19 protein-coding genes are annotated in these 21,894 nt (G+C 65.7%); 13 read left to right on the top strand and 6 right to left on the bottom strand.

Features of this window, described 5'->3' with window-relative positions; translation table 11 throughout:
* The first annotated feature begins 28 nt into the window (after positions 1-28).
* The 4 genes from PAN31108_RS12635 (at position 29) to PAN31108_RS12620 (ending at position 6,122) form a co-directional block, all read left to right on the top strand.
* Positions 29-1,480 (top strand): aldehyde dehydrogenase, encoded by a 1,452-nt coding sequence (locus PAN31108_RS12635; protein WP_150669185.1) that lies wholly within the window; start codon positions 29-31, stop codon positions 1,478-1,480.
* 172 nt (positions 1,481-1,652) lie between these two features.
* A complete protein-coding gene (locus tag PAN31108_RS12630; protein WP_150669235.1) occupies positions 1,653-3,491 on the top strand; it encodes a feruloyl-CoA synthase in 1,839 nt (612 codons plus the stop codon).
* Between the two features lies 1 nt (position 3,492).
* Complete coding sequence (locus PAN31108_RS12625) at positions 3,493-5,220, top strand: acyl-CoA dehydrogenase family protein (RefSeq protein WP_150669184.1); 1,728 nt, start codon at positions 3,493-3,495, stop codon at positions 5,218-5,220.
* A complete protein-coding gene (locus tag PAN31108_RS12620) occupies positions 5,217-6,122 on the top strand; it encodes an amidohydrolase family protein (protein ID WP_150669183.1) in 906 nt (301 codons plus the stop codon). The genes PAN31108_RS12625 and PAN31108_RS12620 overlap by 4 nt, the downstream gene beginning before the upstream one ends.
* 94 nt (positions 6,123-6,216) lie before the next feature.
* Here the strand turns inward: PAN31108_RS12620 and pcaQ are convergent, their stop codons facing one another.
* Complete coding sequence (gene pcaQ / locus PAN31108_RS12615) at positions 6,217-7,164, bottom strand: pca operon transcription factor PcaQ (RefSeq protein WP_150669182.1); 948 nt, start codon at positions 7,162-7,164, stop codon at positions 6,217-6,219.
* A gap of 131 nt (positions 7,165-7,295) precedes the next feature.
* Here pcaQ and pcaH point away from each other — a divergent pair, with 131 nt between their 5' ends.
* The 5 genes from pcaH (at position 7,296) to pcaD (ending at position 11,364) form a co-directional block, all read left to right on the top strand.
* Positions 7,296-8,006, top strand: a complete 711-nt coding sequence (gene pcaH / locus PAN31108_RS12610) for a protocatechuate 3,4-dioxygenase subunit beta (protein ID WP_150669181.1) — start codon at positions 7,296-7,298, stop codon at positions 8,004-8,006.
* Between the two features lie 3 nt (positions 8,007-8,009).
* Positions 8,010-8,609 (top strand): protocatechuate 3,4-dioxygenase subunit alpha, encoded by a 600-nt coding sequence (gene pcaG, locus PAN31108_RS12605; RefSeq protein ID WP_150669180.1) that lies wholly within the window; start codon positions 8,010-8,012, stop codon positions 8,607-8,609.
* Between the two features lie 123 nt (positions 8,610-8,732).
* A complete protein-coding gene (locus tag PAN31108_RS12600; RefSeq protein WP_150669179.1) occupies positions 8,733-10,115 on the top strand; it encodes a 3-carboxy-cis,cis-muconate cycloisomerase in 1,383 nt (460 codons plus the stop codon).
* Positions 10,112-10,549 carry a 4-carboxymuconolactone decarboxylase gene (gene pcaC, locus PAN31108_RS12595; protein ID WP_150669178.1) on the top strand — a complete coding sequence of 146 codons (438 nt, stop codon included), beginning with the start codon at positions 10,112-10,114 and terminating at the stop codon, positions 10,547-10,549. The genes PAN31108_RS12600 and pcaC overlap by 4 nt, the downstream gene beginning before the upstream one ends.
* A gap of 26 nt (positions 10,550-10,575) precedes the next feature.
* Positions 10,576-11,364, top strand: a complete 789-nt coding sequence (pcaD, locus tag PAN31108_RS12590; RefSeq protein ID WP_150669177.1) for a 3-oxoadipate enol-lactonase — start codon at positions 10,576-10,578, stop codon at positions 11,362-11,364.
* 100 nt (positions 11,365-11,464) lie between these two features.
* Here pcaD and PAN31108_RS12585 read toward each other — a convergent pair whose 3' ends face one another.
* On the bottom strand, positions 11,465-12,418 hold the full coding sequence (locus tag PAN31108_RS12585) for a helix-turn-helix domain-containing protein (RefSeq protein ID WP_174994961.1): 954 nt from the start codon (positions 12,416-12,418) through the stop codon (positions 11,465-11,467).
* Between the two features lie 287 nt (positions 12,419-12,705).
* Here PAN31108_RS12585 and PAN31108_RS12580 point away from each other — a divergent pair, with 287 nt between their 5' ends.
* Both PAN31108_RS12580 and PAN31108_RS12575 read left to right on the top strand, forming a co-directional pair.
* Positions 12,706-13,884: a 4-hydroxybenzoate 3-monooxygenase gene (locus tag PAN31108_RS12580; RefSeq protein WP_150669175.1), complete on the top strand. Its 1,179-nt coding sequence runs from the start codon at positions 12,706-12,708 to the stop codon at positions 13,882-13,884.
* Between the two features lie 350 nt (positions 13,885-14,234).
* A complete protein-coding gene (locus PAN31108_RS12575) occupies positions 14,235-15,614 on the top strand; it encodes an MFS transporter (protein ID WP_150669174.1) in 1,380 nt (459 codons plus the stop codon).
* A gap of 108 nt (positions 15,615-15,722) precedes the next feature.
* Here PAN31108_RS12575 and PAN31108_RS12570 read toward each other — a convergent pair whose 3' ends face one another.
* The 3 genes from PAN31108_RS12570 to PAN31108_RS12560 form a co-directional block, all read right to left on the bottom strand.
* Entirely contained in the window at positions 15,723-16,541 is an 819-nt protein-coding gene (locus PAN31108_RS12570) for a DUF72 domain-containing protein (RefSeq protein ID WP_246183919.1), read from the bottom strand.
* Between the two features lie 255 nt (positions 16,542-16,796).
* Positions 16,797-18,485 carry a chloride channel protein gene (locus PAN31108_RS12565; protein WP_150669234.1) on the bottom strand — a complete coding sequence of 563 codons (1,689 nt, stop codon included), beginning with the start codon at positions 18,483-18,485 and terminating at the stop codon, positions 16,797-16,799.
* 133 nt (positions 18,486-18,618) lie between these two features.
* Positions 18,619-19,011 (bottom strand): MarR family winged helix-turn-helix transcriptional regulator, encoded by a 393-nt coding sequence (locus tag PAN31108_RS12560; RefSeq protein WP_150669233.1) that lies wholly within the window; start codon positions 19,009-19,011, stop codon positions 18,619-18,621.
* A 384-nt stretch (positions 19,012-19,395) separates the two neighbouring features.
* Between PAN31108_RS12560 and PAN31108_RS12555 the strand changes: the two genes are divergently transcribed.
* Both PAN31108_RS12555 and PAN31108_RS12550 read left to right on the top strand, forming a co-directional pair.
* A complete protein-coding gene (locus tag PAN31108_RS12555) occupies positions 19,396-19,638 on the top strand; it encodes a hypothetical protein (protein WP_150669172.1) in 243 nt (80 codons plus the stop codon).
* 506 nt (positions 19,639-20,144) lie between these two features.
* Positions 20,145-20,795 carry a hypothetical protein gene (locus PAN31108_RS12550; RefSeq protein ID WP_150669171.1) on the top strand — a complete coding sequence of 217 codons (651 nt, stop codon included), beginning with the start codon at positions 20,145-20,147 and terminating at the stop codon, positions 20,793-20,795.
* A 52-nt stretch (positions 20,796-20,847) separates the two neighbouring features.
* Here PAN31108_RS12550 and PAN31108_RS12545 read toward each other — a convergent pair whose 3' ends face one another.
* The gene (locus PAN31108_RS12545; RefSeq protein WP_150669170.1) at positions 20,848-21,822 is read right to left on the bottom strand and encodes a cation diffusion facilitator family transporter; all 975 of its coding nucleotides are present in this window, start codon (positions 21,820-21,822) and stop codon (positions 20,848-20,850) included.
* Positions 21,823-21,894 lie beyond the last annotated feature (72 nt).

Genomic DNA, 21,894 nt, shown 5'->3' with positions numbered 1-21,894 from the left:
AGTGACCGAATGACAGGGGAGTAGCGCAATGCATGAAGTGCAGATGCTGATCGGCGGCCAGTGGCGTGGCGCGCAGGGCGGAGCGACGTTCGAACGCGTCGACCCGGTGACGGGCGAGGTGGCGACGCGCGCGCCGGCCGCCACACTGGCCGATGCCGACGCGGCGGTCGATGCTGCCCACGCGGCGTTCCCCGCCTGGGCCGCGCTTTCACCGACGGCGCGCCGTCAGCGCTTGCTCGCGGCGGCCGAGCGCATGGACGCGCGTGCGGCGGAGTTCGTCGCCATCGGTGCGGCGGAGACAGGCGCAATGGCGAACTGGTATGGCTTCAACGTCATGCTCGCGGCCAACATGCTGCGCGAAGCAGCGGCGATGACCACGCAGATCGATGGCAGCGTCATCCCGAGCGATATACCCGGCAGCCTCGCGATGGCCGTGCGCGTGCCGGTCGGCGTGGTGCTCGGCATCGCCCCGTGGAATGCCCCGGTGATTCTCGCGACGCGTGCACTCGCCATGCCGCTCGCGTGCGGCAACACCGTGGTGCTCAAGGCGTCCGAGCAATGTCCCGGGGTGCACGCGCTGATCGGCGCGTGTCTGCACGAGGCGGGGCTGGGCGACGGCGTTGTCAACGTCGTGACGAATGCGCCGCAGGACGCGAGCGAGATCGTCGCACGTCTGATCGCGCACCCCGCGGTGCGGCGTGTGAACTTCACCGGCTCGACGCACGTGGGCCGCATTATCGCGCGGCTGGCGGCCGAACATCTCAAGCCGGCGCTGCTCGAACTCGGCGGCAAGGCCCCCGTGCTCGTGCTCGACGACGCCGATCTGGATGCTGCCGTCGATGGCGTGGCTTTCGGTGCGTTCTTCAATCAGGGACAGATCTGCATGTCGACGGAACGGGTGATCGTCGATGCGCGCATTGCCGACGCGTTCGTCGAGAAGCTCGCGGCAAAGGCTGCGACGCTGAACGCCGGTTCGCCGACGTCGCCCGACAGCGTGCTCGGCGCGATGGTCAGTGCGCAGGCGGCGTCGCGCGTGGCCGCGTTGGTGGAGGACGCGCGTGAGTATGGCGCACACCTGCCGCTCGGTTGTCGTGTGGCGGGCGCGATCATGCAAGCCGCCATCGTGGACGGTGTCACGCCGGCGATGCGGCTGTATCGCGAAGAGTCGTTCGGCCCGGTGGTGACGGTGCAGCGGGTGAGCGGCGACGACGAAGCCGTGCGCGTGGCCAACGACAGCGAATTCGGTCTGTCGGCGGCGATTTTCAGTCGCGACGTGTCGCGCGCGCTGCAATTGGCCAAACGCATCGAATCGGGCATCTGCCATATCAACGGCCCGACCGTGCATGACGAAGCGCAGATGCCGTTCGGTGGGGTGAAAGCCAGCGGCTACGGTCGCTTCGGTAGCAAGGCGGCTATCGGCGAATTCACCGAGTTGCGCTGGATCACGGTGCAGACGACGCCGCGTCACTACCCGATCTGATCGCGTCCGGCGCTCGATGAGGAGGGCGCATGCGCGAACGCTACCGAGAAAGCGTCGCTATGCGCAGATGCGCGGACGCGCCGATGCGGGAAACCGGCGCCAGACGGCAAAAAGCTAGCACGAAGCAAGCACAAAGCAGGCAGGAGACAGTGTTTTGAACCAAGGCAACAACATGGCCGGGCATCGCTATCGGCCGGTCGCCATCGGCAATCCCGGTGTCGACGTCCGTCGCGACGGCGCGTGCTGGTATCTGCGTTCGCGCGAGGCGCTGGGCGATTTCCCGGAGCGTCTGACAGACCGGCTCGTCTCGGGCGCGGCGAAGCACCCCGAGCGGTGGCTCGTTGCGCGACGCGGTGTCGACGGCGCGTGGGTCGGCATTACCTACGCGCAGATGCTGCCGCGCGTGCGCGCCATCGCTCAGTCGCTGCGCGACCGTGGGTTGTCGGCTGCGCGTCCGATCGCGATTCTCTCCGGCAACGATCTCGAACATTTTCAGCTCGCGCTGGGGGCGATGTACGCCGGCGTGCCGTTCGCGCCGATCTCTCCGGCGTATTCCATCGTGTCGACGGATTACGGCAAGCTGCGTCATACGCTCGGCCTGTTGCGCCCGGGGCTGGTCTACGCGAGCGATGCGAGGGCCTATGGCCGGGCAATGGATGCCGTGCTCGATGCCGACGTGATGCGTGTCACGGCGCACGGTGACGACGACACGCTGGCGTTCGACGCGCTGCTCGACGCCGTGCCGCGCAACATCGACGCCACGCATGCGCAGGTGAACGGCGATACCGTCGCGAAGATCCTGTTCACCTCCGGTTCGACGCGTGCCCCGAAAGCCGTGCCAACCACACAGCGCATGCTGTGCAGCAACCAGCAGATGCTGCTCCAGACCTTTCCGACGTTCGGCGAGACGCCTCCGGTGCTGGTCGACTGGTTGCCGTGGAATCACACCTATGGCGGCAGTCACAACGTCGGCATCGCGCTCTATAACGGCGGCACGCTGTACATCGACGACGGCAAGCCCGTTGCGGGCAAGTTCGAAGAAACGTTGCGCAATCTGCGCGAGATTTCCCCCACGGTTTATTTCAACGTGCCGAAGGGCTGGGAAGACCTCGCCATCTCGCTGGAGCGCGACGCTGCACTGCGCGAACGCTTCTTCGCGCGCGTGAATCTGTATTTCTTCGGCGGCGCGGGGTTGTCGCAAGCCGCATGGGATCGGCTCGAACGTGTGACGCAGGCGCATTGCGGCGAGCGAATTCGCATCATGTCCGGGCTGGGGATGACGGAGACGTCGCCGAGCTGCATGTTCACCACGGGGCCGGTCATGCGCGCCGGCTACATCGGCCTGCCCGCGCCGGGATGCGAAGTGAAGCTCGCGCCCGTGGGCGGCAAGCTCGAAGTGCGGTTTCGCGGCCCGAACGTCATGGCCGGGTACTGGCGACACGCGTCGTCCGATCCGGTCTTCGACGAGGAAGGCTACTACTGCACGGGCGATGCGGCCACGTTCCACGACACAAACGCGCCGGAAGCCGGCCTGCAATTCGACGGTCGCATCACCGAAGACTTCAAGCTGAGTTCGGGAACCTTCGTGAGCGTCGGGCCGCTGCGCGCCCGCGTGATTTCGGAAGGCGCGCCGTATGTGCAGGACGTCGTGATCACCGGCATCAACCGTGACGACATCGGACTGATGATCTTCCCGCGCGTGGAGGATTGCCGCCGCCTGAGCGGTCTGTCGCAGGACGCCCCGCTGGCCGACGTGCTGGCGTCGGCGGCGGTGCGCGACGTGTTCGTGTCGCTGCTGAGCCGGCTCAACGCCAGCGCGAGCGGCAGCGCCACGCGTGTGGCGCGTCTGGTGCTGCTGGACACGCCGCCGTCGCTCGATCGCGGCGAAGTCACCGACAAGGGGTCGATCAATCAACGGGCGGTGCAGGACCATCGCGCGTCGACGGTGGACATGCTGCACGCCGCGAACGCGGATGACCCGCGCGTGATCCTCGCGCCGGCAGGGGGCTGACATGCAGCTTGCGGCATTGCGCAGCGCGGCCGACGATATCGCGTTCGCGCTGTCGCGGCTTGGCATCGGCGAGGCGTTGACGCGCCTCGCGCCGTATCGCGAGTTCGATACGGCCACACTCGTTCAGGTGGTGGAGGAAGCGGCCCGGTTTTCCCGCGAGGTGCTCGCACCGTTGAACGCCGTGGGAGATCGCGAGGGTTGCACGTGGCGCGACGGCGCAGTGCGAACCCCCACGGGGTTCGCCGACGCTTACCGTCGTTACCGGGAGGCGGGGTGGCCGTCGCTGCCGTGCGATCCGTCGCTGGGCGGGCAGGGCCTGCCGCTCGTCGCACAGATCGCTGTGCAGGAACTGACGGCGGGTGCGAATCTCGCATGGACCATGTATCCCGGTATTCTGCACGGCGCTTACGCGTGTGTGCATCGCTTCGGGAGCGACGCGCTGCGCGACGCGTGGCTCGGCCCGCTCGTGAGCGGCGAATCGCTCGCGACGATGTGCCTCACGGAGCCGGGCGCGGGCAGCGATCTCGGCCGGATCCGCACGCGGGCGGAATGGATCGGCACGCCCGAGGAAGGGGCCGTGCGCGTGACCGGCGAGAAGATTTTCATCTCCGGCGGCGATCAGGATCTGACGCCGAACATCGTCCATCTCGTGCTTGCGCGCACGCCCGGCGCGCCTGCCGGCAGCGCCGGTCTCTCGCTCTTTCTCGTTCCCAAGGTGCTGGCCAACGGCGAGCGCAACGCAGTGCACTGCACGGGCATCGAGCACAAGATGGGCATTCGCGGCAGCGCAACGTGCGCGATGGCGTTCGAGGGGGCGACGGGCTATCTCGTCGGCAAGCCGCATCGCGGTCTGGAAGCGATGTTTGCGATGATGAACTCGGCGCGTCTGCACGTGGGAGCGTCGGCGGTGGGGCTGGCGCAAAGCGCTTATGAAATGGCCGTGCATCACGCCAGTGAGCGCGTTCAGTCGCGTGCGCCGGGTGCGCCTACCGACGCCCCGATCGCACAGCATCCGGCGGTCTGGCGTTTGCTGGAAGGGCAGCGCGTTGCCATCGAGGGCGCTCGGCTGTTGCTGTACCGGGCGGCGTTAGCCGTCGATCAGGCCCATCATGATGATCGTGCCGATCATGCAGAGGGGGCCGGGGCGCTCGCCGCACTCCTCACGCCCGTCATCAAAGCGATGACGACGCAGCAGGCGTTTCGCGGCGCGAGCGACGCGCTGCAAGTCTTCGGTGGTTACGGCTATGTGGAAGAGACCGGTATCTCGCAGTTCGTGCGCGACGCGCGGATTCCGATGATCTACGAGGGCACCAACGAGATTCAGGCCATCGACCTGTTGATGCGCAAGATCGTCAAGGACGACGGGGCCGCGCTCTCGGATTGGTTGACGTGGGTGCGTGCGACCGTGGACGAAGCGGCAGCGCTCGACACGTTGCGCGGTTTCGCCGACGCGCAATGGTGTCTCGACGACTGGACTGCGTTGATGCCGTGCCTTGTTGCGCTGGCGCGCACGTCGCCACGCGCCGCGCTGTGCGTGGCGGACGAAGTGATGCGTGCGGTGCACGGATTGTCGATGGCTGGCCTCTGGGCACACGCTGCGATGGCGGATTCGCCGGAGGGCGGCAAGTCGCGCGCCGCCCGTTATTGGCTGAAGTACGAATTGCCGGAGACGCGTCGCGCCATGGCGATCGTCCGGGCGCAGATCAACGATCCGGAGACGGCCCAATGAATCTCGAGACCCTCGTCGCTATCGACACGCATGTGCACGCGGAGGTGTCGTGCTGCCAGCCGCCCGATCTGTTCGGCAAAGCCTTCGACGATGCCGCCGACAAGTATTTCGGGACGGTGTTCAGGCAGCATCGCCGTCCGACGATTCCCGAAACCATCGCGCACTATCGCGAGCGCAGTATCGGGTTCGTCATGTTTACCGTCGACTGCGAGGCAAACATCGGCCGCCGGCGCATTCCGAACGAAGAGATCGCCGGCTTCGCGCAGGAGAACGCGGACATCATGATCGCGTTCGCGAGCATCGACCCGCACAAGGGGCGCATGGGGGTGCGCGAGGCGCGCCGGCTGGTGGACGAGTTCGGCGTGCGTGGCTTCAAGTTCCACCCGACGATGCAGGGTTTCTTCGCCAACGATCGCATGGCGTATCCGATGTACGAACTCATCGCCGAGTACAAGCTCACGGCGGTGTTTCACAGCGGTCATTCGGGCATCGGCTCGGGCATGCCCGGCGGCGGCGGGCTACGTCTGAAGTACTCGGAGCCGATTCACCTCGACGATGTCGCGACCGATTTCCCGGACATGAACATCGTGATCGCGCACCCGTCGTGGCCGTGGCAATCGCAGGCGTTGTCCATCGCGTTGCACAAACCGAACGTCTACATCGATCTGTCGGGCTGGTCGCCGAAGTACTTCTCGCCGGAACTGATTCAGTACGCCAACTCGCTGTTGCGCGACAAGATGTTGTTCGGCTCCGACTTTCCGCTCATTGCCCCCGACCGTTGGCTAAAGGATTTCGAGACGGCGGGATTTCGCGACGAGGTCAAGCCGCTGCTGCTCAAAGACAATGCCGCGCGCATGCTGGGATTGCCGGTCGGTACGACGATGCGAGCCGACGCTGCGTGAATCTTCATGCCCGGCGTGCCCACCAGCCACCATGCCCACACGCCCACACGCCCACACGCCCACACGCCCACACGCCCACATGCAGCCGTTGACGTCAGCGCAGCCCCGGCATGCCGTAGCGTACCCGTGCGGCCTCGCGCATGGCGCTGATGAGCGTCTGTTCGGGCGGCGTGGGAACGGTGTCGTTGCGCCACAGAATGCCGATGGACTCCTCCGTGCCTTTCGTCGCGAAGGGCAGAGCGCACAGCGCGCCATCGGCGAGGTCGTCCTGCACGGTGATTTCGGAGGCGATCCACACGACGTCGTCGCGCAACGTCATGGCGCGCGCCAGCGACATCGACAACAGTTCGGAATAGTCGTCCAGCGTGCCCACGCCATGCGTGCGCAGAAAGCTGTCGGCCGTGTGACGAAGGATGGTGCCGTGCGGCGGCAGCACGACGTGATAGCCCGCAATGTCGGCCATCGACACGCTGCGCTGCTGCACGAGCGGATGCCCGGGGCGCACGACCACGCACAACGGTGTTGCGCACAGGTGCTCGAAGGTGAGACCCGCCATGCCGTCGGGGTCGGACATCCGGCCCAGCGCGAGCGTGACCTGACCGGACTTCAACTGCGTGAGCAATTGCTGGTTCGCACCGGTATGCACCTGCACCACGATGCCGCGCCACTCGCGCCGGAAGGCTTCGAGCACACCCGGCATCATCGCGGCGGCCAGTGTGGGCAGCACCGCGATCTCGATCACGCCGCCGGTCTGGCCGACGGCGCGCGAGAGCACGTCGATACCCTGGCGCAGCGCACTGACGCTCGCGCCCGCATGCCGCAGAAACAACTCGGCTTGTGCCGTGGGCCGGGCGCCGTTGCGGCCCCGGTCGAACAGGCGCACGCCCAGCAGGCCCTCCAGCTCGGCAATCGTCTTGCTGACGGCCGGTTGCGTAATGGACAGCGCTTCGGCCGCGCGTTGCAAGCTGCCGTGCTGGGCGACCGCCAGCAGGCATTGCAGATGGCGCAGCTTGATCCGTCCGTCGAGTCGGTGTCTTTCCATGCCGGAAAGTTATGAAAAGCCTAAGAAAATGTCAATAAATATATCCGTTGATTATGGATATAGTGTCGAAAACACGCTGGCGACTGGCCGAGATGCCTGCCAGATCAGTCAACACAAAACGGAGTGAGACCATGTCGAAGACGACAACCGTCCTGCGCCCCCGCGACTGGGATTCCCATCCCAAGCTCATCGACAGTGGGTACAAGTCCACGGCGCTGCGCGGCCCCAAACAACCGCTGGTGCCGGTCAGGCAGAACCTCGCGGATCTGCGCGCGCCGGTCTATGGCAACGGCATCATCGGCGCACTCGACGGCGATCTCACGCGCAATGCCGTTCGTAACGGCGAGCCGCTCGGTGAGCGCATGATCGTCACGGGCCGTGTGCTCGACGAAGGCGGCCGTCCGGTCCCGAACACCCTGGTGGAACTGTGGCAGGCCAACGCGTGTGGGCGCTACGTTCACAAAGTGGACCAGCACGATGCGCCGCTCGACCCGAATTTCCTGGGCGCGGGCCGTGCGCTGACCGATGCCAAAGGCCGCTACAAGTTTCTGACGATCAAGCCGGGCGCGTATCCGTGGAAGAACCACCACAATGCATGGCGTCCGCAGCATCTGCACTTCTCGGTGTTCGGGCACTACTTTGCAACCCGGCTGGTGACGCAAATGTACTTCCCGGGCGATCCGCTCCTCGCCTACGACCCGATCTTCCAGGCGACGCCGGCGCAGGCGCGCGACCGACTGATTGCGCGCTTCTCGATGGATATCACCGAGCCCGAGTACGCGCTGGGTTACGAGTTCGACATCGTGCTGCGCGGTGCCGACCAAACGCCGATGGAGTCCTGAGCCATGTCCCTTACCGCCGAATTCAAGCAAACGCCGTCGCAGACCGTCGGTCCGTACTTCGCTTATGGCCTGTCGCCGGCGCAATACCTGTACGACTTCAAGAGCGCGTTCACGCCGCTCGTCGCGAGCGAGCGCGCCGACGGCGAGCAAATCCGTCTCGTCGGTCAGGTGCTCGACGGTGCGGGCAATCCCGTCAACGATGCCCTGATCGAAGTCGTGCAGGCCGACGCCCATGGGCGCTATGTGCAGACGGCCGAAGATATCGAGCGCACCGGCTTCGCCGGGACCGGCCGATGCGGCACCGGCACGGACGCCGAAAACCGTTTCGTCTTCGAGACGATCAAGCCGGGCGTGGCTGCGCCGGGCGACGCGCCGCGCATCGACGTCATTCTCACGATGCGAGGCTTGCTCAATCATCTGTTTACGCGTATCTATTTCGACGACGAGGCGGCGGCCAATGCGCTCGACCCCGTGCTGCAACAAGTGCCGGCCGAGCGGCGTCACACGCTGATTGCGCGTCGCGAGGTGAGCGGCGGGCGAGTGTCGTACCGGTTCGACATCCGCATGCAGGGCGACGAGGAGACGGTGTTCCTCGATATCTGACGTCGGCGATGTAAAACGGAGACTGGGGCGGCTTCGGGCCGTCGGCATGCCAACGCCGGTGGCCCGCCGCCGTATGTGCATTTTTTGCGATGCATCAACAACGCACCTAACATCGATATCCCGATGACGGAACTGCTTGACTCCTTGCTGCGCGGCGCTGCCGTGACGGCGCGTTTTTCTCGCGATGCCACGCTACAGGGCATGCTCGACTTCGAGGTGGCGCTGGCCGCCGCCGAAGCCGACGCCGGCCTGATCCCGGCCGCTGCCGTCGCCCCCATCGCCCAAGCCGCCCGCGCCGGCGACCTCGACTGGGAGGCACTGCGCGACGCGGCCGCGTGCGCGGGCAACCTCGCGATTCCTCTCGTCAAGCAACTCACCGCCCGCGTCAAGACGTTCGACGCCGATGCCGCCCGCTATGTGCACTGGGGCGCGACGAGTCAGGACGCCATCGACACCGGCCTCGTGCTGCAAGTGCGCGGTGCGCTCGACGACCTCGGCGCCGATCTCGACGCGCTGATCCATCGACTCGCGGCGCAGGTTCGCGAGCATCGCGCGACCGTCATGATCGGGCGAACGTGGCTTCAGCATGCGTTGCCGATCACGTTCGGCCTCAAGCTCGCGGGGACGCTCGACGCCTTGCTGCGGGCGCGCATCGAACTGGCCAATGTGCGCGACCAGGCGCTTTGCGTGCAGTTCGGCGGTGCGGCAGGCACGCTGGCGTCGCTCGGCACGCAGGGGCCGGCCGTCGCGGCGGCGCTGGCGCGTCATCTCGGCCTGTCGGACGTCGCGACCCCGTGGCATGGCCAGCGCGACCGCATCGTGCGCGTGGGAAGCTGGGCGGCATCGCTTACCGGCTCGCTCGGCAAGTTCGCGCGCGACACGGCCTTGCTCACGCAGACGGAAGTCGGCGAGATCGCGGAAGCGTCCGGCCCGGGGCGCGGCGGCTCGTCCACCATGCCGCACAAGCGCAATCCGGTGGGATGCGCGGCGATTCTGGCGGCGGCCGCGCGCACGCCGCAACTCGTCGCCACGCTGTTCGGCGCGATGCAGCAGGACCATGAGCGCGGACTCGGCACCTGGCACGCCGAGTGGGAGACGCTGCCCGAACTGCTCATGCTGTGCGGCGGCGCACTGGCAACGGCGCGCACGCTGGTACACGACTGGACGGTCGACGTGTCCCGTATGCGCGCGAACCTCGATGTGACGCACGGGCTCATCATGGCCGAAGCCGTGACGATGGCGCTCGGCGAATCGATGGGGCGGCTCGAAGCGCACCGACGCGTCGAGGCGCACTGCCGCGACGCGCTCGCGCAGCAGCGCGACTTGCTCGACGTGCTGCGCGAGGACGCCGACATCACCCGCATCCTGTCCGTCGAAGCGCTGGCGCGCCTGACGGACCCCCAACACTATCTCGGTGCCGCCGACACGTTCGTGAACCGCGTGCTCGCACTCGCCGACGTGGCGACGGCTGCACCTTCCTCACCCCCTGGCAGGACATCCCCATGAACGATCAGGAACGCTACGACAACGGCATGCAGGTGCGTCGCGGCGTGCTCGGCGACGCGCACGTCGAACGCACACTCGCACGCCGCAACGACTTCAACGACGACTTCCAGAACTTCATTACGCGCTTCGCCTGGGGCGACATCTGGACGCGCCCGGGCCTCACGCGGCACATGCGCAGCATGATCACACTCTCGCTGCTCATTGCGCTCAATCGCGGCGACGAATTCCGCATGCACGTGCGCGCCGCGTTCAACAACGGCGTGACGCGTGAAGAAATGAAGGAGCTGTTCATGCACGCCGCGCTGTACGCCGGTCTGCCCGCAGCCAATCAGGCGATTCACGACGCGGAGAAGGTCTTCGCGGAGATGGAAGCCGCCGAGCCGGGGTCGACAACACGCGGGTCGGCAACTGCGGCGTCCGATGCACAAGGTTGAGGAACAAGGTTGAGGAGTCAGGACAAATGACCGTGGAATGTCTGATCGACGTGGGCGACGCTCAACTGCGCGTGGCCGTCGATGGCGACGACCGTGCGCCGGCGCTGGTGCTGTCGAACTCGCTGGGCACGACGCTGGAGATGTGGGCGCCGCAAGTGTCCGCGCTCGCACGCGAATTTCGGGTGATTCGTTACGACACGCGCGGGCATGGCGGGTCGTCCGTTACGCCGGGACCGTACGTCATCGGCCAGTTGGGGCGCGATGTCGTCGCGCTGCTCGACGCGCTTGACATCGAACGCGCCAGTCTCGTCGGCGTGTCGATGGGCGGCATGACGGGGATGTGGCTGGGCATTCATGCGCCGCAGCGTCTCGATCGTCTTGCCATCGTCTGCTCGTCGGCGCATATCGGCGCCGAGGACGTGTGGAACGGGCGGATTCGCGCAGTGCAGGCCGACGGAATGAACGCCGTGACGGACGCGGTCGTGTCGCGTTGGTTCACGCCGGCATACGCCGAGCGCGAAAGCGCCACCGTCGAGCGCATGAAGGCGATGTTCCGCTCGCTCTCTCCGGCCGGCTACGCAGCGGCGTGTGCGGCAGTGCGCGATATGAATCAGCTCGACGAGATCGCGGCGATCATCGCGCCGACGCTGGTCGTCACCGGGGCGAACGATCTGGCGACGCCGCCCGCGATGTCTACCGCGATGGTCGAACGCATTCGCGGCGCGAAGCAGGTCGTCGTGCCCGGCGCGCATTTGTCGAACATCGAGTGTGCATCGGCGGTGAACGACGCCCTGCTGCACTTTCTGCGGGTCTGAGCGGTTTCGATGGCGCCGGTGTCGATCGCTCGTTCGCTTGTTGAGCCGCTGGTCGGCGCCACCGCCAGCCACCGCCGCCACCCCCCCGCGCTGAACGGCCTCAGGGCAAGGGGGCGGCAGGCAGGTCGGCGTCATCCCCCAGATGCGCGTGTTGGGCCGTTCGCCGGAAGGCCGAAGGCGTCACGCCGACATGGCGTTTGAAGACGCGGCAGAAGTAAGCGGGATCCTGAAAGCCGAGTTCGTAGGCGACGTGTGAGACCGGCGCGGGAATGTAGATGAGTTTGCGTCGCGCTTCGAGCATGAGCCGATCCTGCACCAGATCGAACGCGGACTTACCCGAGATCCGGCGGCACAGGCGATTGAGTTTGCTCTCCGTCACGTGCAGGCGCGCCGCATAGGCGGGCACGGCCCACGCTTCGGTGTAGTGCGCTTCCACGAGCGCGCGAAACCGTGCGAACAGATCCAGTTCCATGCGCCCGGTACGCGTTGCGGAATCCTGATGCGCGTGCAGTCGTGCGAGCAACAGCAGTACGCTGCGCGTGAGCCATCCGACCATTTCCGCATGCCCCAGTTGCGGGCGCGAAAACTCGTCCATGATGAGCCCGAGCAGCGTGTAGAGCCGGTCGCGTGTTTGCGGTGCCTCGGCCAGCGGAAAAAGCCACGGCTTGCGAAGCAGCGATGTCATGTCGGCGTCCGCGCCGATGGCGGCATCGAACGGCACGCTCTGCGCCATGGTGAGCACGAAGCCGTGTGCGCCGCGCGAGAAGCGGAAGTTGTGCACGGCCGACGGATGCACTGTGATGACGGCCGGGCCCTCGACCTCCCACGTCGCATCGTCGACGTTCGCTTCGACAGTCCCCTCGAAGATCGCGAGCACCTGAAACAGTCCCAGATGACGATGCGTATCGATATGCCAGTCGTAGAGGCGGCTGCGTGTCTCGATCCACTCGATATGGACGAAATCGCCGCTGTCGGTTTCGGTCAACTCGCCGTACAACGAGAATTCCGGAATCGTCTCGCGCGCCGCGCGCAGCCGGGATGACGCGCCTGGCATACTGGTTTTCCCTTGGTCGAAGTTGTCGAAAAAGTACAAGAAAGTCGTCGATTCATCCATTCAATGCGTCGTACGCGCTCCATAAGATATGACGCATTCGCCCCTCGTGACAAGGCGTCAAAAACACTTCGGACGTTCGCGTTTACGCGCAGTCCTAAGTGGTGCAGCGAGCGTAAGGCATCCAAGAAATGCAACTCGCCGTCTGTCGGTGCTGCCCCTGTTTTCTGTCGCGAGATGCCCGGCGCAGGTGTGCCGGACGTGGGCGGTGCCATGACAGGAGACAACCTATGCGCACCCATTACCCCGTCGTCATCGTCGGCGCCGGTCCCGCCGGCCTGCTGCTTTCCCATCTGCTGCATCTCAAGGGCATCGATTCGATCGTGCTCGAATCGCGCTCGCGGGCGGCGGTCGAGTCGACCATCCGCGCCGGTGTGCTGGAGCAGGGCACAATGGACATTCTCAACGACACGGGCGTGGGCGAGCGTATGCGCCGCGAGGGCGCGGAGCACCACGGCGTCGAACTCGCGTTCGGGGGGCAGCGCCATCGCATCGCGCTTACCGAACTGACCGGACGCGCCATCACCGTCTATGCGCAGCACGAAGTCATCAAGGACCTGATCGCCGCGCGCGAGGCCGTGCACGGCGAGATGTTGTTCGACGTGTCGGAGGTGTCCGTGCACGACGTCGACAGCGCGCAGCCGAGCGTGCAGTTCGTCGTCGACGGTCAGCCGCGCCGCCTCACATGCGACTTCATCGCCGGTTGCGACGGTTTTCACGGCGTGTGCCGTCCGGCCATGCCCGCCTCGGTGCGCAAGGAGTACCAGCGCGTGTATCCGTTCGGTTGGTTCGGGGTGCTGGTCGAGGCGCCGCCGTCATCTGACGAATTGATCTATGCGGCGCACGATCGGGGTTTTGCCCTGATCAGCACGCGCTCGCCCACGGTGCAGCGGATGTACTTTCAGTGCGATCCGAACGAGCGCGCCGAGACGTGGAGCGACGCGCGCATCTGGGAAGAACTGCATACGCGCACCGAGAGCGACGACGGCTGGCGCCTCAAGGAAGGGCCGATTTTCCAGAAGAACGTGGTCGCCATGCGCAGCTTCGTGGCCACGCCGATGCAGCACGGTCGTTTGTTCCTCGCGGGCGACGCCGCGCACATCGTGCCGCCGACCGGTGCGAAGGGGATGAACCTCGCCGTCGCCGATGTGTGGCGGTTGTCGCAGGCGCTCGACGACTTCTTTCATCGTGACAGTGAAACCGCGTTGCAAGGCTATTCGGCGGCGGCGCTCAGGCGCATCTGGCGCGCCGAGCATTTCTCGTACTGGATGACGCGCATGCTGCACCGTCTGGACGACGCCACGCCGTTCGAGCAGCAAATGCAGCGTGCCGAGCTGGAATACGTCGTGAGCTCGCGCGCAGCGTCGCTCATGCTCGCGGAAAACTACGTCGGCCTGCCGCTCGCCTGACCTGATTCGTGCCCGCCGGCACATGAACGAGCCCGGGCAGGCCACCGCCGTCATCGGGACCGCGCCGCCGGTGTGTGATGACGGCCACCAGTGGCGTCAAGCATAACCGTCCGTTATGGATGGCCTGACGAAAGATCATTTCGTCTGGCGAGATAAGGACGTACATTAGCGGCAGAAATCCACTTTGCTACGATGCCGCATCAAGACGGCCGGGCAGTCGGATCGCCGGTTCGCGCGTTATCCACGTTATCCGCGTTACCCCCGACACAGGCACGCGCACAGGCGGCGAGCGATTTCAAAAAAATAATGGAATGAACAACGGGGCGCCCCCGCCCCGAGGAGACAGCGTCATGAATCATCCGCGCACAGTGGACGTGCCCGCCTACATCAACGCACAACGGTTTTCCGGCTACCAGTGGCTGGTGCTGATCCTGTGTTTCTTTATCGTGGCCATCGACGGCTTCGATACGGCCGCGATCGGTTACATTGCGCCGTCGCTGGTGCAGCAGTGGCACATCGACAAGGGCTCGCTCGGCCCGGTGCTCTCGGCGGCGCTGTTCGGTCTGGCGGGCGGTGCGATCTTCGCCGGACCGCTGGCCGACAAGGTCGGTCGCAAGACGGTGCTCGTCTCGTCCGTGGTGTTCTTCGGCGTGGCGAGCCTGGCGACGGCCTTCGCTCAGGATCTTCAGACGCTGACCATCCTGCGCTTTCTGACCGGCCTCGGTCTTGGCGCCGCTATGCCGAATGCGGTCACGCTGATTTCCGAGTACGCTCCCGAGGCGCGCCGTGCGGTGATCGTCAATACGATGTTTTGCGGCTTCCCGCTTGGTGCGTCCGTGGGCGGCTTCGTGGCCTCATGGCTGATTCCGCACTTCGGCTGGCACAGCGTGCTGGTGCTCGGCGGTGTGCTGCCGCTGGCGCTGTCGGTGCTGCTGATCGCTTGCCTGCCGGAGTCGGTGAAGTTCCTCGTGGTCAAGCAAAAGCCGGTGGCGCGCGTGCGTCGCATTCTGTCGCGCATCTCGGGCGAATCGTTCGACGACGTGGCCACGTTCACGGTGAACGAAGCTGCGCCCAAGCGCAGCGGTTCGGCCATCGGCGTGGTGCTCTCGAAACAGTACGGGTTCGGCTCGGTCATGTTGTGGGTGACTTACTTCATGGGGCTCGTAATCTTCTATCTGCTCACGAGCTGGATGCCGATCCTCTTCAAGGACGCCGGTTTCACAGTCGAGCGCGCCGCGCTGATTACGGCGCTGTTCCCGCTGGGTGGCGGCATCGGCACGATCCTCTCGGGCTGGTTGATGGACAAGTTCAATGCACAGAAAGTGGTGGCGTTCGGGTATGCGCTCACGGCGGTGCTGGTGTACGCCGTCGGGCAGGCGATCGGCAACATCGGCATGCTGGTCACGCTGATCTTTCTCGCCGGTACGGCGATGAACGGCGCGCAGTCGTCGATGCCCTCGCTGGCCGCCATGTTCTACCCGACGAACGGTCGCGCGACCGGCGTGGCGTGGATGCTCGGCATCGGTCGATTCGGCGGTATCGCGGGCGCGTTGCTCGGCGCCGAGCTCGTGCGTCGTCATCTGGGGTTTTCGGCGACGTTCTCGTTGCTGGCGATTCCGGCCGTACTCGCGACCGTCGCGCTGCTGGCCAAAAATGCCTGGGAGCGGACGCGCGGCAACATGCCGGCGCAAAACGCCGCCGATGCGCGCAATTCCGCCGCGATGCACTGATCCGTGGACGGGCCGAAGCACAGACGGCCCCCGACGATTGACCGTCGTCGCCATTGCTGAATCCGACGCGGCGCCATGTGCGCCGCGTTTTTCATGGCGACGCGAACGTCAGCGCTTTCCGAGCGCGTCGATCATCGCCATTGCGGCGGCCGGATTGCGCGCCTTGAAGCCGCTGATGACATAGAGGAACACGTCGCGTTGTTTCGCTTTGGGTGGCGTTCTGGGTGGCGTTTGGGGTGGGGCTTTGGCGACGGTGTCGAGATCGCGCGGCACGCCACCGGCGGCGAACGTTTGCGCACGGTCCAGCCACTGCGCCATCGCCTTCGGCGCATAGCCCAGCTTGTAACGTGCTTCAGTGCCCATGAGGCGCGCGTAGACGAACGGCGCGGTGACGTCGGCAATACAGGGAAACCGGGCGTCGCCGGCGAGCACGATGGCCATTCCGTACTTTCTCGCCAACGCGACGAATTCAGGCACGGCGAAGCTCTCGTGCCGGACTTCGAGCGCATGGCGCACGGGGTGTCCGCCCGCCGTCGTCGGCAGCAGACTCAGGAAGTGTTCGAAGTCCTGCGCATCGAACGTCTTCGTCGGCGCGAACTGCCAGTTCACCGGGCCGAGCTTCTTGCCCAGTTCGAGCACACCGCTGTCGAAGAAGCGTGCGACGGAATCGCCCGCTTCGCCCAGCACACGACGATGTGTCGCATAGCGCGACGCCTTCACCGAAAAGACGAAATCGTCCGGCGTTTGCTCGAACCAGTGGCGAAAGGTCGCAGGCTTTTGCGAACCGTAGAACGTGCTGTTGATTTCGATGGACGTGAGGTGCCGGCTCGCGTATTCAAGCTCGCGGCGCTTGGGCCACTTCTCGGGATAGAACGTGCCTTGCCACGGTGCGAAGTTCCAGCCGCCGACGCCGATGCGAATGCGCATGTCGTCTGCACCGGCGGTTGTTTGGGGGGATCGGGTCGTCGCCATCGGGTAGGGGCGCACGCGGCGGTGCGCTTTCGGTGGGATGAAGTCTCCGATGGTGAATCAACGGAGTGGCGCGCGTCAACCAGATCTGCCCATGACGCCAGTCCGAGGTTGCCGCGACGCACGTCGATGCGCGCCACGCGCTGTGCAGCGTCGCCGCCCGGATACTCAGTCTCACTATCAGTCCCGCTATCGGTTTCGCTATCGGTTCCGCTAGCGCCCGAAACGCAGCATGCGCTCGCGCACTTCTTCTTCGGCGCGCCAGTGCTCGGCCGGTTTCACCAGATCGCTGCGACTGATGATGCCGACAAGCTGGCGAGACGTGGCATTGCTCACCACGGGCAAGCGTTCCAGATGATGCGCGGCAAAGCGTGCCGACACGATGCGTCCTGTCTCGCAAGGCAGGGCGACGAGGGGCGGATTCACGCCGTACAACTGCCCCAGCGTTTGCAGCCCCTGTGCCTGCGCCTGCGCGAGCGCCTGCCGGTCTAGCATCCCGAGCACCGCGCGCGACGCGTCGACCACGGGGTAAGCGCGATGACGTTGGTTCGCACCGAACGCCTGCCGTGCCGCGTCGTCGATGGTCATATCGGCGCTCAGCGATTCCGGGTCGTGCGTCATCAGTTCGCCCACATGCAGGCGCTCCAGCGGATCGACGCCGTATTCGCGATGGATGTGACGCCCGCGTCGCGCGATCTTCTCCGTCATGATCGAGCGCGGCATGATCCATACCGTAACGCCGTACGACATACCGCATGTCAGCAGCAACGGCAGCAGGGCGTTCACGTCGTGCGTGAGTCCCAGCGCAAACACGATCGCCGTGAGCGGCGCGCCGAGCACACCTGCGAGCGTTGCGGCCATGCACACCAGCGCCCACAGTGTGACGTCGCCGCCGGGCAGCAGCGGGGCGAGCAAGGTGCCGAGTCCCGCGCCGATCATGAGCAGCGGGGCGAGCACCCCGCCGGATGTGCACGAGCCGAGCGCGATCGCCCAGATCAGCGCCTTGACGAGCAGCAAAGCGAGCGCCGCAGGCATCGTAAAGTGGCCTGCGAGCAGATCGGCGATCACGTCGTAGCCGACACCCAGCGCGCGCGGTTCGAGATACCCGCCGATACCCACGGCGAGTCCGCCGATGGCGGGCCACCACATCCAGTGCACGGGCAGCTTGTGAAAGGCGTCTTCGATGGCGTACAGGGCGCGCGACATGCCGGCGGACAGCAGACCGGCGCACACGCCGGCGATCAGGCACGAGAACAGCGCAATCGGCGAGACGGCGGGCGTCGCCATCGGGAAGAGGGGGCCGGCGTCGAGCAACAGCGGGCGAACGAATCCCGCGACGGCGCACGCCACGATCACCGGCAGCAGGCTGCGCGGACGCCACTCGAACAGCAGCAACTCGACCGCGAGCAGTACGGCCGCGACCGGCGTGCCGAAGACGGCCGTCATGCCGGCGCTCGCTCCGGCGACGAGCAAGGTCTTGCGCTCGGCGGCGCTCAGGTGGAAATGCTGCGCGATGAGCGAGCCGATGGCGCCGCCCGTCATGATGATCGGTCCTTCCGCGCCGAATGGCCCGCCGCTGCCGATGACGATACCCGACGACAGCGGCTTGAGCACGGCCACACGAGGCGACATCCGGCTCTTGCCGAAGAGAATCGCCTCGATGGCTTCGGGTATGCCGTGCCCCCGAATCTTGTCGCTGCCGTAGCGCGCCATCGCGCCGACGACAAGACCGCCGACCACGGGCAGCGCGATGACCGCAAGCCCCAGCGTATTCTGCGCCGGCGAGCGCGCGGCGAGGGATAGCGTCTGGTAGAAAAAGAGGTTGGTGAAGCCCTGAATCAGATTCAGCAGCAACCACGCGGCCGGCACGCCGCACGCGCCGATGACGGCCGCCAGCGCCATGAGACGCGGCAGGCCCGGTGTACGCGCGAAATCGCGCGCAGGGCCGGGCGCATGTTTGTGCGGATTTTCCGGCCGTGCCGTGCCTGTGTCTGGTGCCCTATCGAGAGGTACGCGAGCCATGGCTGCCCCGGGATTACAGGTGAACGCCACGAATGTGGAAGATGTCGGCGAAGGTGCTCAGTTCGTTGCGATGCTGAGCGGCAAGATTCGCGAGACACGCTTCGCCGGCTGGCGACAGATGCACCTCCACCACACGCCGGTCGCTCTCGTTCTGGCGACGCGTCACCAGCCCCGCCTTTTCGCACCGCGCGACAAGCGCCACCACGCTGTGGTGCACGGCCTGGAGACGTTCCGCCAACTCGCTGATGGACGCCCAATCCCGCCCCGGGATACCTTTGACGTGCAGCAGCAACAGATACTGTTGCGGCGTGATGCCTCCCTCGCGTGCGGCCGTCTCGCTGAAGTTGAGAAAGCGTCGCAGGCGATAGCGGAATGCCGAGAGCGCTTCGAAATCTTGCTTCGTCAGTGCGTCGGCAGTGACCGGCGTGGTGGACGTGGCGGACGTGGTGGGCGCTTTCGTGACGTTCGTCACGTTCGGCGTGTCCGGTGCCGTTGCGGTAGTAAGGGGATCGGGACGATCCGGCGGCGTCGATGCAGTCATAAGTCGGCGGCCAACGATATAGGCAAGGTCCGAAAGGCGAAAAATATATCACATAACGATATATTTGACGGTCTTAGGGATAGCCGGGATGACAAATGGGGGGCAGCGCGTGCAGAATCGCGAAAAAACGAGACTCAGTAGTGACTGGAAACTCGATCCCCGCCAGGACGTAGCAGTGCCGGCGTGCTGTTTGCCGTATGCCGGTGACAGGCGTCTCCCGCGCGGGCCGACCTCTGACAGGGAGGAGACATGGCTTCCACGGTCCGACGCCGCTGGCGTACGGGAACGTTGTTGTTGCTGTCGGTGGCACTCGGTTCGACCGTTGCCGCTTATCACTACGCCACCGGTTTCGAAATCGGTGGCGGTGTCTTTGAGCAGATCGGCTTCGGACGTCAGGGCGCGTCGCCCGGCGCGGGCGCGCACGTACGCGGCGCGCCGTCGCGTTGCGCGGGCAACGATTGCCCCGACGACGGCGAGTCCACACCGCACTGAATGCGCGTTCCGAGGGCGTCACCCACGGCCGTCACCCACGGCCGCCACTTAGCGCTGTCACTTAGCGCTGTCACCCAGGGCTGTCGTCCACGGCGTGTCTGCGCGACAGGCCGGGGCCGCCGACCGTCGATTTCCTCTGCCCGCAGCGCCCATGTTGTGCGACGGCAACGCATGTTCACTGTCCATCGGACTGTCACAGCGCGCGTGCTAGCATCCCCGCACTAAAGCAGAACGATGCCGAACATCACGGCAATCGTCAGGGGCGCAACATCACAGCGGGGAATGTAGTGAAGTTTGAATTCGGAATCCACCGTAGGACCGGTCGCGTCGATCGCTGCGCGATCCCGGCATCGGCCAGCAATGTCGAAACAGACGTGCGCGAGCGCGGTTCGCCGCGCCACGTCGTTCGATCCTCTCAGCTGCCTCAGCGATGCGCGTCGTCAACCGACGCTCGCCCTTGAACGTCCCCCGACGTTTTTCTCCCTTATTCGAGTCTCAAGCAACACATGAACTGCAAAGCATTGGCTTTTGCCGTGGCGGCGTTCGCCTGCACGGCACATGCGTACGCCATCGAAATGTACGGCACCGTCGGAACGGAAGGTCTGGGTTACGGTATGGGCGTCGGTATTACGCCTCATATCGGCGCGCGGGCCGACGTGAACGGACTGGCGCTGTCGCATAGCTTCACGGCCGGCGAAGTCCGTTACGACGGAAAGGCGCGTTTCGTCCATGGTGGCCTTTACGCCGACTTTTTCCCGGCACCCTCGACGCTGCCGTTTCGTCTGACGGCGGGCATGCTGGTCGGCAACGACCATGTCGATCTCGTGGGGCACGCGGTGCAGGACACCTACGTCTATGGCGGCGTTGCGTATCCGACGGCGGGGCAGGCGGTGACCGGCCGGATCAAGCTGCCGACGGTGCGTCCGTATCTCGGTATCGGTTTCGGCCACACGCCCGAAGGCGCCCCGGGCTGGTCGATGTCCTTCGATGCCGGCGTCGCTTACGGCCGACCGACGGTCGAGCTGGATGTGCCGCCGCTCATCACGTCCATCGTGGGGCAGGCCACCGTCGACGCGCAGCGTCAGCAGCTTCAGGACAAGGCCGACCGGCTTCGCTTCTACCCGGTCGTGAAGCTGGGCGCGACATATCACTGGTAACGCATGCGGGCGGGCCCGCGACGTTTGACGCCGTGCGGGCCGCTACCCGGCGTCATTCCTCACGTGCGTGGCATGACGATGCCGGCCCGCATGCCGCATCTTCCATCTGGATCGTGGCGTGTTCGACGTTAAAGCGCGTCGCGAGCCGCTGCTGCACGGCGACCATCGCGTCGCGCGCGCTCACGCCCGGCGCGGGGACGGCGTGCAGGGTGATCATGTGACGCTCGCCCGTGATCGACCACGCATGAATGTGATGCACGCTGCGCACTTGCGACACCGTGGCTTCCAGATCGGCTTTGATCTCTGTCGGGTTGAGGGAATCGGGCGTGCCTTCGAGCAGGATGTGGGCGGATGATTTCACGATGCCCCACGCGCTGCGCAGGATGATGACTGCGACGAAGATCGAGAGCAGCGGGTCGATGGGCGCCCAGCCGGTCAGCAAAATGACGAGCGCCGCGACGATGGCCGCCGCCGACCCGAGCATGTCGCCCAGCACGTGCAGCCATGCGCCGCGCATGTTCAGGTTCTCGCGGTTGCCACCATGCAGCACCATGAACGCGGCAATGTTGGCGAGCAGTCCTGCAAACGCCACGATGAGCATCGTCCTGCCCACGATCGGCACCGGCTCGGCAAACCGCCGGATCGCCTCGATCACGATCCATCCCGCGATGACGAAAAGCGCGCACCCGTTGACGAACGCCGCCAGCACTTCGAGCCGTTTGTAACCATAGGTGAGTTGCAGCGTCGCCGGTCGCTTGCCGTAGTGAATCGCAATCCAGCTGAAGGCGAGGGCGGCGGCGTCGCTCACCATATGACCGGCATCGGCCAGCAGGGCGAGCGAGCCGGAGAGTATGCCGCCCACGATTTCGATCACCATGAAAACCGCGATCAGCACGAAGGCGATGCCGATTCGTTTCTGATCGGTCACGCCGCTGGCGTGGCTGTGTCCTGCGTGCCCGTGATGATGATGACCATGGCTGCCGTGGCCGTGATCGTGGTCGTGGGTGTCATGCGATACGTTTGGCATGGATGACCTCGCGTCGGGATGGCTCGATTGTAATCCTGCCCCTTCTTCCTCCCCTTCCTATGCTTGCGCTGC

Origin of the sequence: Pandoraea anhela (assembly GCF_902459655.1) — a bacterium.
In the GTDB taxonomy this organism is placed as follows: Bacteria; Pseudomonadota; Gammaproteobacteria; order Burkholderiales; family Burkholderiaceae; genus Pandoraea; species Pandoraea anhela.
The sequence above is the reverse complement of the archived record's forward strand: the minus strand, read 5'-3'. Positions and strand labels throughout refer to the sequence as shown.